Consider the following 16,468-nt stretch of genomic DNA (forward strand, 5'->3'; position numbering starts at 1 on the left):
GCATGCTGGACGCTGCCGATCTGCCTGACGATATTGCTGAGTTGAAGGCGCTTCTGATCGCAGCAACAGCGCTCGGTCTTCGTAAAGATGATCGGATTGCGCGGCTGGAGAAGCTGGTTGCAGCCTTTAAACAGGCCGCTTTTGGACGCAAGTCAGAGAAGATTAATCCTGAGCAGTTTGATCTGGCTCTGGAAGATCTGGAAACAGCTATAGCGGCGATCCATGCAGAAGATGAAGCGGATACAACTTCCACCAAGCCTGCCTCAAAGCCACGTGCCATCAATCGCGGTTCTTTGCCAAAGCACCTGCCGCGTATCGATGAAGTGATCGGGCCGGAAAGTCTGATTTGCGCCTGCGGTGGTTGTCTGCATTGCATTGGCGAAGATGTTTCTGAGCGACTGGATGTGATCCCTGCGCAGTTTCGTGTCATTGTCACGCATCGTCCTAAATACGCATGCCGCGCATGCACTGATGGTGTTGTGCAAGCGCCAGCTCCAGCGCGATTGATCCCGTCAGGCTTACCGACGGAAGCAACAGTCGCACATGTTTTGGTTTCCAAATATGCCGACCATCTTCCGCTTTATCGCCAGGCCCAGATCATGGGCCGTCAGGGCATCGACATAGATCGCTCGACACTGGCTGACTGGGTGGGACGGGCAGCCTTTGAGCTGCGCCCTGTCTTTGATGCGCTGATTGCTGATCTGAAGCGATCGAACAAACTCTTCATGGATGAGACGCGTGCACCGGTTCTTGATCCCGGATCAGGAAAGACCAAAACAGGATATTTTTGGGCTTTGGCGCGGGATGACCGACCATGGGACGGCAATGCCCCGCCCGGTGTCGCCTTCACTTATGCGCCCGGACGATCTGGCCAATATGCCGAACAGATATTGCAGGGCTTCAACGGTATCCTGCAAGTGGATGGCTATGCAGGCTACAATCGGTTGGTCGCGCCAGATCGTGTTGGTCCGAATATACAATTGGCTTACTGCTGGGCTCATGCGCGTCGCAAGCTTATTGACATCACGCGCACAGGCTCGTCCCCGATTGCTGAAGACGGTGTAAAACGGATCGGCGAACTCTATAAGATCGAGGCTGGATTGCGTGGTCTCAATCCAGAAGCGCGGCTCGCAGTTCGTCAGGCACAATCAAAGCCGCTGATCATCGATATGCAAACATGGCTTGCGCATCACCGCGCACGCGTGTCGGCAAAAGCGCCATTGGGCGAGGCGTTGAAATACATCGCTAAATACTGGGACGGCTTGTGTCTGTTCCTGTCTGATGGTCGTGTCGAGCTGGATAACAACAGCGTCGAAAGAACAATCCGGCCAATTGCGCTCGGCCGTAAGAATGCACTCTTCGCAGGTCATGAAGCAGGCGCTCATAACTGGGCTACGATCGCCTCGCTGATCGAAACGTGCAAACTCAATTCAGTCGACCCGCAAAAATGGCTGAGCAGCACGCTCACTGCAATCGTTAATGGCCATAAGCAGAGCCAGATCGACCAACTATTGCCATGGAATTATACCGCCAAGGTGTGAGTGAGACACCGCTTACCATAAACCGTTACTTCACAATCGATTCAACTTCTGCTGACGTTTATGGTGTTAGCCTTGCGTGTAGTTCATAGCTGCGATGCACAAAAAATGGATGCTTCATGATAATTATTTAGGCATAAGCGCGTCAGCTGTGACGCACTCCTCCCATTTTGCGTCCAGCTGTTCCCCTCTGAAGGTTTAACCTTCTAAATTTAAAGGGCCTCGGTTTCCGATGGCCCTCTTTTTTTTGCCTTAGTAAAGATCCGCATTGCGCTGCGAATGTCTTGTCGATCTTGCTCGCCGGGCAGCGAGTGGTGCTGATTATGCTTTTAGTGTTCGAGCATAACTATTGGGGATTTTATAAATGTTAGTCATCATTGACTTATATAAAGAATCGCGCAAAAAAGTGTAGAAGTGGAGCTTGAGGAAGTCACAGGAGCTTGGGATGTTAAGACTACGGGAGGAGAGCCTTCGCAGGTTGGCAACTAAGCCAGAGTTTGACGTTCTTATTATTGGTGGCGGCGTAAATGGCGTTGCCGTTCAGCGCGAACTTTCACTCAATGGTGTGTCCTCTTTCCTCATCGATAACGGTGATTTTTGTAAAGGCGCAACGGGAGCGTCGTCTCGAATGGCGCATGGCGGCTTGCGTTATCTTGAAAACAGAGAATTCAAGCTTGTTGCGGAGTCGTCACGCGAACGTAATTTGCTGTTGAAGTATGCACCACACTTCACCAGACCATTGGAAATCGTCGTTCCTCTTTCCGGATACATTCGTGGTATCTCTGGGTCGGTTTTAAGATTTCTAGGGTTTAAAACGGTCAATGGCCCACTCAGTGCAGCAAGCCTGAAAGGAGCACTTTTTCTTTACGAGTTCCTTGGACGTATTGAAAAAGTGCTGCCGGATCATCGCACACAACTGTTGCGTCGTAGGTTTCCAAAAGCAATCGCTGCTCGTTACAAAGCAGTTATCAGCTATTTCGATGCGCGCATCCGCAATCCGGAAGCGCTCGTTCTGGAGATGATCGCTGATGCTATGCAAGCGCATGAGGGAGCAGTTTGCCTTAATCATGTTGATTGGCGTTACGATGCCGATGGAGGAGTCGTTGTAAGTGACCCGATTACCGGGCAAACGGCAACAGTTAAGCCCCGTTTAATAGCAAATGCGTCAGGTGCCTGGATCGATGTTGTGAACGGTTTGCTGGGGAAAAAAACCCAATATATCAGGCCGGTTAAGGGCGCTCATGTTCTGCTCCGCCACAATGAACTGCATCAACGGATGGCTGGCCGTGCTTTCTATTTTGATGATGGAACAGGCCGGATGGTTATTTGCTATCCACTTGAGAAAACGATCCTCCTGGGCACAACTGAGATTCAGGTTTCCAGCGCCGATGATCATTCCATAGCACCATCTGAAGTCAGCTATCTTCTCAGTGCTCTGTCAGATCTTTTCGACGACATCAGCATTACAAATGAACATGTTGTTGCTTTAACGACTGGAATCCGGCCTTTGCAGGCCGGAGGTAGTGGCAGCGCCAATCAGGCAAATCGTGACCATCGTATCGCGTTTGATGAGCTAAATGATAACACGCTGTTGTTGTCGTTGGTCGGTGGAAAGTGGACAACGTTCCGTGCGTTTGGAGAACAGGCCGCAAGCCTTATTCTGGATCAACTGCATGTCCGCCGGACTGTTACGACGCGGGAACGGATATATCCAGGATCTGTTGGGTTAGTTGCCGGTGATAATGCAGTAGATAAGCTCGAAGCAGCTATCGCGGAAACGTTTGGTCTGTCCCGGAAACGCGCCGGTGATCTTGTCGCAAGATATGGTGCGCTTGCCAATGTGGTTGCAGACTTTTGCAGTTTAGAAACCGATGAATTCCTCAAAACTGTTCCTGACTACAGCGGACGGGAGCTTCGATGGCTGATCGAGTACAGAGCAGCACTATTTCTCGATGATGTTCTGCTTCGGCGCACACAACTCGTTTTAGAAGGGCGCTGTAGTCGTGCTGTAGTCGAGGAAATTGGGCATTTACTCGCAAATATAAGAGGTTTGGACGAGCACTGGGCAGAGGAGGAAGTTGCCCGTTGTCTCGAAATGCCGACGATTATTCCGCGCTAATTGTGCGAAACAATAAAGGGAGGTGTGTCGATGGGAGACTTGTTTCTCGCTATCGATGCTGGAGGAACAGCGGTAAAAGCGGCTGTTTTCGATGCAAGAGGCAAACTTGTCGCTCTTCGCGCTGTTGATGTCACAACGGTGTATCGTGACAATGGCTGGGTTGAGCGTGAACCAAAACGATTTTGGGAGAATACAGCGCAAGCCATTCGCGAGCTCACGACAACCGTGGTCAAGCCGGAGCGTATAGCGGCGATAACCTGTACAGGTTTTGGCAACGGTATCTTCCTTGTTGATGAAAATGGGCGAGCGATACGAGACGGCATTGTCTCGGTCGATCAGCGGGCACAGCCGATTGCTGACGCTTTTTTTGAAGACCATACAGCAGTCCATATGGAAGCAACCACAGGACATCGTGTCTGGGGCGGGCAAACGATCATGCAGCTGATCTGGCTTGCGCGAAATGAGCCCGATGTTGTTAAAAAGACGCGTTGGGCACTGGCATGCAAAGATTATGTTCGCATGCAATTGACGGGTATTGCGGCGACGGACCCCACGGACGCCAGCGGTGGGGGACTGCTCAATCTTACATGCAATGCCTATGACGAAGCATATTTTGAGATGCTCGGAATTTCATCACTCTTTCGGTGCATGCCGCCCCTGCTGAATAATTCTGGTATTGCAGGGAGAGTAACGTCTGAAGCAGCAGCGCAAACTGGATTGCAAATTGGAACGCCTGTCGTTGCAGGAATGATGGACGTCAGTTCCTGCGTTATCGGGTCGGGTGTTATCGGCAGTGATGCTCTGACGATGATAGCTGGCACCTGGTCTATCAATGCAGTTGAAACCCAACAGGCAATAAACAATGCGCCGCCTATCCTTAATATGCTTCATCGCGACCGTGCTTGTCGTCTGATTGCAGAAGGAAGCCCGACCTCTGCTGGTAATCTGAATTGGTATCTCTCTCGAGCAGTCGATGGTCTAGTCAATATTGATACTGCAAATGCGCTTGTTGCGGGCAGCGCGGTTGTAGGCCGTCGCTGTCATTTCATGCCCTTTCTGAATGGACCTGAGCCACGTCAGGGTGCTTTTGTTGGCCTTGGTAGTTCAGACGATCAGGGGTCAATGCTGCGCGCACTTTTTGAAGGGGTCGTATTCCAGCACCGCCGCCATGGGGAAAGTATATTGGAATATGTTGCTCCTCAGAGGCCGGAAACAATTCGTCTGGCTGGAGGTGCTTCCAAAAGCGATATCTGGTCCCAGATTTTCGCAGATATCTGCGGGTTACCTGTCGAGGTCTCGGAAGGCGAGGAAATTGGTGCATTGGGAGCGGCGATTTGTGCAGCCGTTGCGACAGGTTTTTATTCAGACATCTCTGAAGCGACAAAGTCCATGTGTCGCATCACCCGAACAGCGTTACCAAACCCCGAGTTGCGTGAGTTTTATGAGGGCCGCTACCGCCAGTTCTTAACACTGGATCATAAAATCGCAGGTCTTTTCACCTGAACTTTAACGTCATGAAGTTTTCTTTGGAGGAGGAATGAGAATGAAACTACAAATGATTTTACTGAGCTCCGTCTGCTTGCTAGCTGGTATGGGCCTGGCAAATGCCAATGATGATATGTGCGTTGGGAAAGTGCCGGCGCTCAACGTAATCGGTCAGGGCATGCCATCCGTTACAGAGCTCGACAAATATGTTGGCGAGTTTAATGATAAATGGAAAACAACAGTTAAAATCAATCTGCTTGGCGAAAACGAGCGGCGCGCCAAGGCGCGTCTTGATGCCTCAACAGGTGCAGGTGCCTATCAGGTGCTGTATGTGGACGAAGCCAATACACCTGAATATGCAAGCGCTGGCTGGTTATACCCTCTCGCAGATGTTTTGCCCGAAGAATATGATATTGCCGATTTCCGCATAGATCTTGCGAATGTTGCAAGCTATGAGGGCAAACAATATTTCGCCCCGCTTGTCGGTGGCGGCGACATTCTGATCTATCGCAAGGATGTGTTGGAAAAGGCAGGATTGCCTGTGCCAAAGACGCTTGATGAACTCGTCACAGGCGTGAAGACAGTGAACGATCCTGCAAATAAGTTGTACGGATGGGCTGCTCGTGGCCAGCGTGGCTCAGGCATGAACGTATGGCGCTGGACGCCATTCTTCCGTGGCCTTGGTGGCCAATGGCTTGATGGCGATCAACCGGCGTTCAATTCTGAGATCGGAGTGAAGGCGACCGAACTCTATATCGATCTTTTGAAGTCTGCTCCTCCGGGTGCTGGTACATTCAGCTGGTCAGATGCGGTTGAAGCATTCCGTGGTGGCCAGGTTGCCTATCTGATTGAATCAGATGTTTTTGGACCCTGGATGGAAGTTGCAGATAAGTCGGTCGTTGCGGGTAAAGTGGGATATGCTCCACCGCCTGAGCCTTTGGGATCTGCTGGTTGGGCGCATGGTTTCGCTGTTTCCGCCGTGGGTGCAAAAGATGACTGCACCAAAAAAGTAGCCGCGGATTTTGTCGGTTGGGCCACGTCAAAAGACATGGAAGCTCGTCGTCTCTCCAATGGGATCGCTTCAGATATAGGTCGTCAGTCCAGCCTTAAAAGCGAAGCTTTCAGCAAAGCCGTTCCTAAAGAGTATATTGAAGCACTTCTTGCGACGGGTTCGCGCACGCAGTTGCTCATTATGGCCAGCCCAGCATGGCCGGAGATTGGCGATAATCTTGGTCTCGCGCTCGAAGAGTTGTTTACGGGCACTAAAGCTGATGTTCAAGCGACATTGGATGAGGCGGCTTTCACCGCTGAAGATGCACTTCGCCGCGTTAAATAAACAAAGGTTTGACCGGGTGTCTTGTACGACGCCCGGACACACTTTTCAATTCAAGAGCAACGGAATGCATAAACAAAAATTCGTATTCTGGACGCTTGCACCCGCGTTCAGCATTCTGGGAATTCTCGCCTTCGTTTCGATCGTTGGTGCTATTTACTTTTCGGTGATGGACCGATCACTGCGATATGCCGATTATGACTTCGTTGGGCTTTATAATTACCAACGCCTTCTTGGCGATCGAAGGTTTCTGAATGCGCTTAAGATTTCGGCCATATGGGAACTTGTAACAGTAATTGGGACGCTTATCGTAGCGACACTATTGTCCGTGCTGATTTTCGAGAATGTAAAATCGTCGCGTACCCGCAATCTGATCTGCATCGCGTTTCTCGCTCCGGTTTTGTTGCCTCGTGTGGCCGCAGCATTCATCTGGCGGTTCCTCTATTCGCCTTCACTTGGTCTTATCAACTATCTTGCAGATATCCTGGGACTTGGCCCGATAGAATTCCTCGCTAATCCGTCACTGGCCCTTGTTTCAGTAGCTGTTGTCGATATTTGGCAATGGGGACTGTTCTTTACAGTTATAATGCTCAAACTGCTGGAAACACTACCCAAGGATCCAATTGAGGCGGCCCAGCTTGATAATGCCACGACATGGGAAATTCATGCTTATGTGACGCTGCCTATGTTGAAAGCCCCGATCATAAGTCTTGCGCTGGTGAAGGCTGTGGAGTCTCTGCGCTCGTTTGACCTGATTTACGTGATGACGGGTGGTGGCCCGGGAACTGCGACCGAGACGCTCGATCTTTATGCGTATCAGGCAGGTATTAATCTTGGTGGGCGTGTCTCCTACGCTTCAGCAATGTCTATTCTTTTACTTTTGATCACAACGGTTGTCTTTACATTGATATGGCGAGGTATCCGCAAATGGTCGGTTTGATCCAACGTATCTTTGCACGTGCAATTCTCTCGTTCATGATCCTGATTGCTCTCATACCTATTTTGTGGACGGTTCTTGGCTCCTTTAAACAGCTGAAAGATATTGTTACGCCTGTTCCTAAGCTGCTTTTCACTCCGACGTTAGAGAACTTCGGCGTTATCCTGCAAAACCCATCTATTCGTGACGGGCTTCTCAACTCTGTTGTGGTGGTAGGTACCTCAGTACTCCTGGGTGCGCTCTTTGGTATACCAGCGGCTTATACGCTGGCGCGTCATGTGAGGCGTAAAAAGGACGACTTGCAATTTTTTGTCTTGTCGTTGCGCTTCATGCCGCCTGTTGCAATCGCGATACCGTTCATCGTCCTATACTTAGACTCTGGTCTCTATGACACGCTATCAGGTTTGATCTTAGTATACCTTATTTCGACGATCTCGACAGTTATCTGGTTATCGGTACCAGCATTTGAGCGCGTTCCAAAAGAGATTGAAGAAGCCGCAGCTATGGAAGGTTGTTCGCAAACTGAAATCTTTCTGAAGTTTGCCTTGCCCGTGGCCGCCCCCTCGCTCTTTGGCGGATTGGTTTTCACATTTGTCCTTATCTGGAATGAGCTTTTACTCGCGTTAACGCTCGCCGCGGAAAACTCAACGTTACCAGTCGTTGCCGCTTCAATTACGTCGCTGGGCAAAGAAGTTCCATGGGGTGTGATTAATGCCTCCACCGTTATTCTCGTATTGCCACCGTTGATTTTCATCGGGCTGTTGATGGGGTTCATCAATCGTATGGTTTCTACGGGTCGCAAATAGGATACCCATTATGGCAAATATCAAATGTACGCAAATTCGTAAGTCTTACGGCAACACGACCGTTATTTCAGATCTCAATCTCGATATTGACGACCATGAGTTCGTTGTATTCTTGGGACCATCCGGTTGTGGTAAGTCGACAATGCTGCGAATGATCGCGGGACTTGAGGAAATCTCGGATGGAACTGTCACCATTGGCGGCAAAGATGTGACCCATCTCCCTCCAGGAGAGCGCGGTGTTGCCATGGTTTTCCAGTCTTATGCGCTTTATCCGCATATGACCGTTTTCGATAACATCGCTTTTGGTCTGAGAAGACAGAAGGTGGCTGCCGAAGAAATCAATCGCCGTGTAAAGCAAGTATCTGACGTTTTAGGGCTGGCACAGTTTTTAGACCGGAAGCCCAAGAACCTGTCGGGCGGTCAACAACAGCGGGTTGCAATGGCGCGCGCCATGATCAAAACGCCAAAGTTGTTCCTTTTCGATGAGCCGCTTTCAAATCTTGATGCTAAGCTGCGGGAAAAATTGCGGACAGAAATTCGTCGTATGCATCTTGAGCTCAAGACAACGACAATTTTTGTTACGCATGACCAGCTTGAAGCGATGACGATCGCGGATCGTATTGTGCTGATGCGAGCTGGCGCAATTGAGCAGCAAGGAACACCATCCGAAATTTTCGATAGTCCTGCCACACGCTTTGTCGCGGATTTTATTGGTTCGCCAGCAATGAATTTCCGAGATTGCACAGTTCAGAGTACCGGCGACACGGCGGTACTGGTTTCTGGATCAATTCGCCTGCAAGTCCCAGTCAGTTCATATAATGGTCTCGCTACTGGACTTCAGGTTGAAGTTGGACTGCGTCCATCGAAGATGGACATTGCCGCCCCTGGAGATGTGAATGTCATAGCAGGAAGCATCGTTCTGGTTGAAAATATGGGCAGTGAGGCACAGGTGATTGTGGAGGTAGACGGGAGGGAAATGTCGTTTGTGACCAAAGCCTTCCGATCTTTGGAAATTGGGCAGACAGTCAATTTCTCGATCGACGTGGAAAGTATACACCTCTTCTCTAAAGAAGATGGGCGTTCTCTTTTACGTAAAGCTAACTGATAATTCTGAAGACAGATGGATGATAGACAATGACAACTACGCGGTATGACCAGAAGATTGAACGTATTCGTGCGGGCCGCTATACAAAAGGCGATTTTCTGATCGCTGATGCGAAGGATGCTGACTTGTCTGGTGGGATTTTGACCGCTGGAGTGAAACGTGATGACAAGGGCAGAGCAATAGGTAATCGGTCCCGCACAGAGTTTCTGGCCGAGATAGAAGCATTGATCGAACAAGATGTTGTGGACATTATGCTCGCATCAACATCGAACATCGAATATCTTCAGAATAAGGATGCCTTCAAAGGCACTGGTGTGACGCCAGCGTTCAGAGCGAATGACACCACAGATGTATGGGGTGTCATTCGCGGTGGGGCTTATCGATCATTCTTATCCAAACCCTATAGTGGAACGGACCTTTCGAAAGCGCAGGCTGATCTTTGCCTTTATTCGATGACATTCAACAATGATGCAGACGCCGACATGGCAACACTTGAAGCCTATCGGGATTTCAGACCGCGCGCGCGCGCAGCAGGTAAGCGTCATTTTCTGGAAGTGTTTAACCCTAATATGGCGACAGGATTCACTGCTGCTGAAACGGGGATGTTTGTGAATGATTGTATCGTTCGCGCGCTTGCCAGCCTCACGATTGAGGAACGTCCGGAGTTCTTAAAAGTGGCTTATAATGGTGCAGCAGCTTTGGAAGAGTTGGCAAATCATGATCCATCTGTGATTATTGGGGTTCTGGGTGGCGGAGCAGGAACGCATCGTGATACATTTGAACTTGTCTGGCAGGCTGAAAAATATGGTGCTCGACTAGCTTTGTTCGGGCGCAAGATTAATTTGGCCGAACATCAACCGACCTTCATTCGATGGATGCGATTGGTGGCTGATGGCAATGCAAAGCCTGAAGAAGCGATACGTGGCTATCATGCAGATATCGTTAAACTGGGTCTTGTGACGGATCGCTCTATTGACGATGACATTCGGATCACTGAAGACGTTCTTATTCACGCGTCAGAAAAATAAAGTCAGAAGAAACGATGTATAAAGCACAACATCCATCCAGCAAGATTATCGCCGAAGTTGCATGGATGTACTATGTGAAAAATCTTAATCAGGGTGAGATCGCGGATGTTCTCTCCCTGTCGAGACCGACGGTAATCAGCTATTTGAAGATCGCAAAAGAACGCAATATCGTTTGTATTCAGGTTGCTCCGGAGCATTATCGGTTAAATAATATTGCAGACACACTCGCGCAAAAATATAACCTTAAGTCTGTACATGTCGTACCGGATGAAGGCCTTGAAGGGGAGATGCTATCACGTCTCGTCTGTGAAGTGGCTGCACAATATTTGCCTTTCTTCCTGAAAAAAGGTGATACTCTTGGTGTGTCGTGGGGGCAGACGATTTCGTTCGTCTCCGAGTATGTCCCGCATTGGCCAGTTGAAAACCTGATTGTGCGCCAGTTGATTGGATCGATTGCCAATCCGCTATTGAGCACGTCAGAAAGCTGTACTACCGAAATAGCGAGCCGGCTTGAAGCTTATTGCGTGAACTTAAACGCTCCGGCGGTTTGTTCCAGCGCATCTTTGGCCTCGGCGTTAAAGGCCGAACCCATTATAAAAGAACAGCTGGATGCTCTGCAAACTTGCAATAAGTCTATTTTCTCACTCAGTCCATGCACTCCAGATACGCACGTGGTTCAGTTCAAGATTGCGAGTGTAGACGACATCGAATTCTATCGCAAAAAAGGGGCGGTGGGTATAATTGCAGGCCGGTTTATAGATGCAGACGGACAACCTGTGCTTGGTGAACTCGACGAGCGTATTATCGGAGCGGACCACGCCTTGTTGAAAAAGATGGAAGGCCTCATGGTTGTAAGCGGCAGCTTTAAGCTTGATGCAACTTTAGCTGCTCTTAGAGGAGGATTCGCCGATCATTTGGTCATTGATCAACGAACGGCAAGTGATCTCTGCTCATAAGGCTTCTTAGGGTCTTTATTTTTGATGAATTGATTGCTATTTTTAGCAATTATTTGTTCATAGAAGGAGCCTGGGAAAACGTCGGCAACTCATGTTCAACACCATTGCGGAGTTTGCAGACTGCTCTGCGTGTAAGGAGCAGGCCCAATGAACATATGGCGACCGTTTTGGAACTGAAAGACCAGATGCGCCTGACTGATTGAAAGATCTGCCGTATCGTCAGGATAAGCAAGGCCCATTTGTCCGTCAGTTCCGAGAAAATAGGAGCCGTTCACGCCGCGATTGATCGAGGTGCGCAGATCTGAAGCAACATCGCGGAATTTGCGCGGTTGGCCTGTGCGAAGCCACGCACCGCTGAGTAGCGTAACCCGGTCATAGGCAAGTCCAGCCTGAGACTGGCCGGGAAGGGTGGAAAAACGATGCTGATAACGTTTGCGGAATCCCTCACCGATTGCATCGGTATAAAGGCCACTTGTGGGAGCACATCCAGTTCGCGGGGTGTCAGTTGATGGGATGGTCGGATCAGGCGCAACTGGAGCATAGGCCCCATCTATTGTTTAGTTTCATATAGCGTATATTGCCCCTCCAGAATTTCGATTAAATTTCATGCCGATCGTGAAACAAACTTCAAAGCTGGATTTATAATTTTCGATATGAATATTACAACTGCAGTACCTAATATGAACCCAAAAACTCCATCAGCAAAAGCTGTAGCAATCCAATTTATCATGCCTGCAAGATTTGTGGTTACCTGGCCGGACAACATAGCTGCTAAAGTAGAGATACCTTCAAAGGGTTGGTGAATGCCAAATTCGTGGAGACTATGTATGAAGATGTTACCACCAACCCAAAGCATTGCTGCCGTTCCAATGATGGTCAGAAGGTGTAGCAATTTTGGTACTCCATGCACTGTCAATCGGCCGATGGTTCGCGTTACCGAAAAACGCCCCTTTGTAGCCAATAAGACACCGAAATCATCAAGTTTAACGATGACTGCGACAACGCCATAAACCAAAACGGTAATCATGATACCGACCGTAAGCAGGGTTCCAATCTCGACCCAGATAGAATTTGTTTCGATCATGGAGAGCGCCAGCGTCATGATTTCCGCAGAAAGAATAAGGTCGGTTTTAATGGCACCTGCAACGCGCTTCTCTTCAAGTGCAGTAGGGTCTTTATCGAGACTTCCTTCAGCATTTGCGTGGTCGTGGCCAGGAAATATCTTGTGCCAGACTTTTTCAGCACCCTCAAAACAAAGATAAGCACCACCGATCATCAAAAGTGCGGTGATTGCTATCGGCATGAAATAGTCTAGCAATAAGAGCGCAGGGATCAGCAAAGCCTTGTTACGCAAGCTCCCGAGCGCGATTTTTCCGACCATTGGTAATTCGCGTGCAGCCGTTATGCCAACGACATAATTCGGTGTAACAGCTGCGTCATCAATCAAAACGCCAATCGTCTTAGTGCCAGCTTTTGCAGCATTTGCCGCTATATCATCAACAGAGGCTGCTGCAATTTTAGTAATCGCCGCGACATCGTCTAGAAGGGCCAAAAAGCCACTCATCCTATTCGTTTCCTTATTAACCGATGGCACAAGGATTAGCACATCAAGAGATAATTTGCTTTGAGTATCACAACTGACCTTAAAAAGCTCGAATCTTACCGCTAAGATTAATTGATATCCTTATTGTAACAAGGGTGATAAATCAGCTTAGTGAGATTGACATTCGCCTTATCTGGTCGAAATCCTCGAAAAACTGTGCTAGCGCATCGTTGCGTTTTCCGCTGTCTGGTATTCGTAAAATGTAAGAAGGATGGACGGTCACAAAAAGTGTCCGTTTATCTTGCATGGCTATCGTCTGACCACGTATATCCTCCAACCTATCTTTCTGGCCGGTGAGAGAAAATAACGCGGTGGAACCCATCGCTACGATTAGCTTTGGCTGCACATTTTTTATTTCCTGTGTCAACCACCAGCGACAGTGCTCAATCTCAGTGGTATTTGGCCGCTGGTGGATGCGTCGCTTTCCGCGCGGTTCATACTTAAAATGTTTAACTGCATTGGTAAGGTATAGCGTATTTCGCTCTAAACCCGCTGCCGAAAGGGCTTCATTCAAGACGCGCCCGGCAGGTCCGACAAAAGGCTGCCCTGCAAGGTCTTCCTGATCACCCGGTTGTTCGCCGACAATCATGACACGCGCACTGGTTGGACCTTCGCCAAACACCGTTTGTGTAGCACGGCAATGAAGATCGCACCGATTACAATATCGCGCACTTTTCTTAAGAGCGTCAATCGTATCGACCTCATCGACCGGCGCGGTCGGAATACGGACAGCAGCTTTTTGCAGGCGATCATGGAATGGCAATGGGTTAGTGGCTTGCTTCTGCCCCATCTCAACCACCCTCGCTTCGGCACCTGCAATCAGGTCAGGAATGAGGTCTGCCTCTGGAAGGTTCTTCCAATATTTCTTCGGCATTTCCGTCATCATCATCTTTACCTTCAATCGCGCTGGGTTGAAGGTAGATGCATAGTAAGTACGCCAAAGCTGCTCCGTTTCATCATTAATGTCTGGCTTGATAGCTGACTCAGATGAACAACGCAGGTTTTCACCATCCCAGGAAGCGGATCCGTGGGGCGTAGTGATTATCCAATCCATATCATTGAAACGACGCTGGAAAAACGGAGCAACTCTCTCAACAATGAAATGATCTGGTTCGAACCATGCCATAAATCGTCTACGACCTACGACGTCTATTGGAAGTGCTATTTCCTTAAACCGAACAAAGGCTGTCATTTTATGATAATCACGACTAACAGATTTTAGCATGCGATGTGCAACTGCAACGTCTGCGTCCGACTTGAAATCCAATAAATGTCGTTCTGACCTTAAGCGGTAGAGAAGCTTATACAACAATCCGAAGCGGCTAGGGTCTGAGTGACAAATCACGGCTTCCGCTAGCCGAAGAAATGCCGGAGGAACATTGATTGCGGCAGCGCCACTCTGCTGAGCAGTTTCACCAGGTCTTCGGTTGTCATCCTGCTCAAACAATCCCTGACGCTCATCTTGAAGTCGCCAGTCAATATGTCTTGGTTGAACATTCGCGAGAAGAAACTGTCTCGCAGCATCCCGCCACTCGGAAAAATTCCCACGCCCCTCAAGGAAGCAGGTTTCTATCATAGCAGCGACAATTGCTGTGGCTTAGGCATGAACATTGACCTTAGATCTGTTCGATCAATCAGCCGATGCGGCGACCAGCCTTCCGCTAAAATAAAGGTCTGTACCTTTTTCAAAGATACGCCGAGCCGGCCTATATCTTCGAGCCGCAGGCGCTTCAAACGCCGTGATGATACAATAGAGTTTACCGTTTTCGTGCCGAAGCCTGGCACACGAAGCAGAGCCTCTTTGTCGGCACGATTTACATCTACTGGAAAATTTTCACGGTGGCCAAGTGCCCAGGCCAATTTAGGATCTATATCCAAATCAAGCATTCCATCGGCCGATGATGAGGTAATTTCGCTGATATCGAACCCATAACACCGATAAAGCCAGTCGGCTTGATATAGCCGATGCTCACGCATGAGAGGAGGCTTGATCAGCGGCAAGTATTTTGAAGAATCCGGGATTGGGCTGAATGCTGAATAATAAACGCGCTTCAATCCGTAACTACCATAGAGCCGAGCACTTGTACCAAGTATGGTCGCATCGTTTGCAGCATCAGCACCGATAATCATTTGCGTGCTTTGACCTGCTGGCGCAAATCTACGCCGCCGCTTGGTTTGTAGGCTCGGTTCAGCCATATCCTCAATTTTCATACGCAGATTTCCCATTGATCTGCGAATGTTTTCTGGCCGCTTTTCAGGCGCGAACTTGCTGATACCAGCATCCGTCGGCAATTCGATATTAATCGACAAACGATCCGCATATAGACCCGCCTCATCGATCAGTTGCGGCGAGGCTTCCGGAATGGATTTAAGATGAATATATCCCCGAAAATTATGCGTGGTGCGGAGCTCTCGGGCGATGCGCACCATTTCTTCCATGGTGTAATCAGAAGAACGAATAATACCCGACGAAAGAAACAAGCCTTCGATGTAGTTGCGTCGATAAAATTCAAGCGTCAACCACACGACTTCTTCAGCCGTAAACCTCGCACGCTCGACATTGCTCGATGATCTGTTGATGCAATAAGCGCAGTCGTAAATGCAAAAATTTGTCATCAAAATTTTCAGAAGCGAAATACATCGGCCATCTGGCGCGTAAGCATGGCAGATGCCGGAGCCTTCTGTCGAACCAAGTCCGCCAGATGATGCGGAATTTCGTTTAACAGTTCCACTCGACGCGCAAGAAGCATCGTACTTTGCAGCGTCAGACAGAATGGCCAAACGTTCTTTAAAAGACTTTTTCATCAATTTGTTCACTATATGTTCCGATATGAAATGTCAAGACACGCGCCGCGCTCGTTTGAAGCGATCCGATAAATAATTGGTCATTGTTTCAGCAATTATTGTGCTTGATCTATTTAAGCGTTTGGGCATTGTCAGTCATGAAACAATCTATCACTTTTTGTAATCTGCTGATGATCGATAGTGGATAGGTTGATTAGGCTACTACAACCTGTGCCAAATGGTCCCCCGATCAGGGACACCAAATCTTTCTCTTGCTCAAGATAACGTTAACTCAGAGTTTCGCGGCAAGTACAATCAATCCCTGCAGTGTGGTGCCTATATGGGAAACTTCACAATTCTAGCCCAAAAAATTGACGACCAAAAACTGGCGGTAGCTTTTGAATCCGTAACTGAACGTTATATGTATGAGATTGTGAATTATGACGGCAAGCTGGGTATTACAAAAGATGATTCTGTTGACGAGTTGAAGATACTGGCTGCCTCGCTTGAAAAGGGCCGATCTGGTTACAGCGAGAAAGAAATTGCAAACATGACGAAATTTTGTGCGCCCGAAATTCTTCCGCTTCTCGAGTAATTTGCTTATACGCGCTGAACGCCATCAAAATAGTGCTTTCCTGCAAAATATTACTTAGTTGCTAAGCACTCGCTGAAGCCCAAAATATAGCAAAGCTGCCGCGAGCGCAGCTTTAAATTTTAGGGCATTATTCAAAAGCTCACGTTCTCCAGCCGACCCAAAGCTATAAATGTTATACT

Annotated in this window: 14 protein-coding genes; 10 read left to right on the forward strand and 4 right to left on the reverse strand. The window is 48.8% G+C overall.

Annotated features, from left to right (window positions below; genetic code table 11):
* The first annotated feature begins 2 nt into the window (after window positions 1-2).
* The 9 genes from tnpC (at window position 3) to ACOZHT_RS22040 (ending at window position 11,307) form a co-directional block, all read left to right on the forward strand.
* Window positions 3-1,541 (forward strand): IS66 family transposase, encoded by a 1,539-nt coding sequence (tnpC, locus tag ACOZHT_RS22000; RefSeq protein ID WP_421566585.1) that lies wholly within the window; start codon window positions 3-5, stop codon window positions 1,539-1,541.
* A gap of 442 nt (window positions 1,542-1,983) precedes the next feature.
* A complete protein-coding gene (locus ACOZHT_RS22005) occupies window positions 1,984-3,657 on the forward strand; it encodes a glycerol-3-phosphate dehydrogenase/oxidase (protein ID WP_421566586.1) in 1,674 nt (557 codons plus the stop codon).
* Window positions 3,658-3,687: 30 nt separating this feature from the next.
* Window positions 3,688-5,160, forward strand: coding sequence for an FGGY-family carbohydrate kinase (locus ACOZHT_RS22010; protein WP_421566587.1), 1,473 nt, complete (start codon window positions 3,688-3,690; stop codon window positions 5,158-5,160).
* A gap of 40 nt (window positions 5,161-5,200) precedes the next feature.
* On the forward strand, window positions 5,201-6,478 hold the full coding sequence (locus tag ACOZHT_RS22015; protein ID WP_421566588.1) for an ABC transporter substrate-binding protein: 1,278 nt from the start codon (window positions 5,201-5,203) through the stop codon (window positions 6,476-6,478).
* A gap of 64 nt (window positions 6,479-6,542) precedes the next feature.
* Window positions 6,543-7,415: a carbohydrate ABC transporter permease gene (locus tag ACOZHT_RS22020; RefSeq protein WP_421566589.1), complete on the forward strand. Its 873-nt coding sequence runs from the start codon at window positions 6,543-6,545 to the stop codon at window positions 7,413-7,415.
* Window positions 7,403-8,218 (forward strand): carbohydrate ABC transporter permease, encoded by an 816-nt coding sequence (locus ACOZHT_RS22025; RefSeq protein WP_421566590.1) that lies wholly within the window; start codon window positions 7,403-7,405, stop codon window positions 8,216-8,218. Before ACOZHT_RS22020 ends, ACOZHT_RS22025 begins: the two co-directional genes overlap by 13 nt.
* A 10-nt stretch (window positions 8,219-8,228) precedes the next feature.
* Window positions 8,229-9,323 carry an ABC transporter ATP-binding protein gene (locus tag ACOZHT_RS22030; RefSeq protein ID WP_421566591.1) on the forward strand — a complete coding sequence of 365 codons (1,095 nt, stop codon included), beginning with the start codon at window positions 8,229-8,231 and terminating at the stop codon, window positions 9,321-9,323.
* A gap of 29 nt (window positions 9,324-9,352) precedes the next feature.
* Window positions 9,353-10,351 carry a hypothetical protein gene (locus tag ACOZHT_RS22035; RefSeq protein ID WP_421566592.1) on the forward strand — a complete coding sequence of 333 codons (999 nt, stop codon included), beginning with the start codon at window positions 9,353-9,355 and terminating at the stop codon, window positions 10,349-10,351.
* Window positions 10,352-10,365: 14 nt separating this feature from the next.
* Entirely contained in the window at window positions 10,366-11,307 is a 942-nt protein-coding gene (locus tag ACOZHT_RS22040; RefSeq protein WP_421566593.1) for a sugar-binding transcriptional regulator, read from the forward strand.
* A 95-nt stretch (window positions 11,308-11,402) separates the two neighbouring features.
* On the opposite strand, the gene ACOZHT_RS22045 is transcribed toward ACOZHT_RS22040, so the two are convergent.
* From ACOZHT_RS22045 to ACOZHT_RS22060, 4 genes are all read right to left on the reverse strand, one after another.
* Window positions 11,403-11,582, reverse strand: a complete 180-nt coding sequence (locus ACOZHT_RS22045; RefSeq protein WP_421566594.1) for a hypothetical protein — start codon at window positions 11,580-11,582, stop codon at window positions 11,403-11,405.
* 329 nt (window positions 11,583-11,911) lie between these two features.
* On the reverse strand, window positions 11,912-12,871 hold the full coding sequence (locus ACOZHT_RS22050; RefSeq protein WP_421566595.1) for a DUF808 domain-containing protein: 960 nt from the start codon (window positions 12,869-12,871) through the stop codon (window positions 11,912-11,914).
* Between the two features lie 142 nt (window positions 12,872-13,013).
* On the reverse strand, window positions 13,014-14,486 hold the full coding sequence (locus ACOZHT_RS22055) for a UdgX family uracil-DNA binding protein (RefSeq protein ID WP_421566596.1): 1,473 nt from the start codon (window positions 14,484-14,486) through the stop codon (window positions 13,014-13,016).
* Window positions 14,483-15,715 carry a putative DNA modification/repair radical SAM protein gene (locus ACOZHT_RS22060; RefSeq protein WP_421566597.1) on the reverse strand — a complete coding sequence of 411 codons (1,233 nt, stop codon included), beginning with the start codon at window positions 15,713-15,715 and terminating at the stop codon, window positions 14,483-14,485. The genes ACOZHT_RS22055 and ACOZHT_RS22060 overlap by 4 nt, the downstream gene beginning before the upstream one ends.
* 319 nt (window positions 15,716-16,034) lie before the next feature.
* Here ACOZHT_RS22060 and ACOZHT_RS22065 point away from each other — a divergent pair, with 319 nt between their 5' ends.
* A complete protein-coding gene (locus ACOZHT_RS22065) occupies window positions 16,035-16,289 on the forward strand; it encodes a hypothetical protein (RefSeq protein ID WP_421566598.1) in 255 nt (84 codons plus the stop codon).
* Window positions 16,290-16,468 lie beyond the last annotated feature (179 nt).

The organism is Ochrobactrum sp. EDr1-4 (assembly GCF_049199085.1).
Classification (GTDB): domain Bacteria; phylum Pseudomonadota; class Alphaproteobacteria; order Rhizobiales; family Rhizobiaceae; genus Brucella.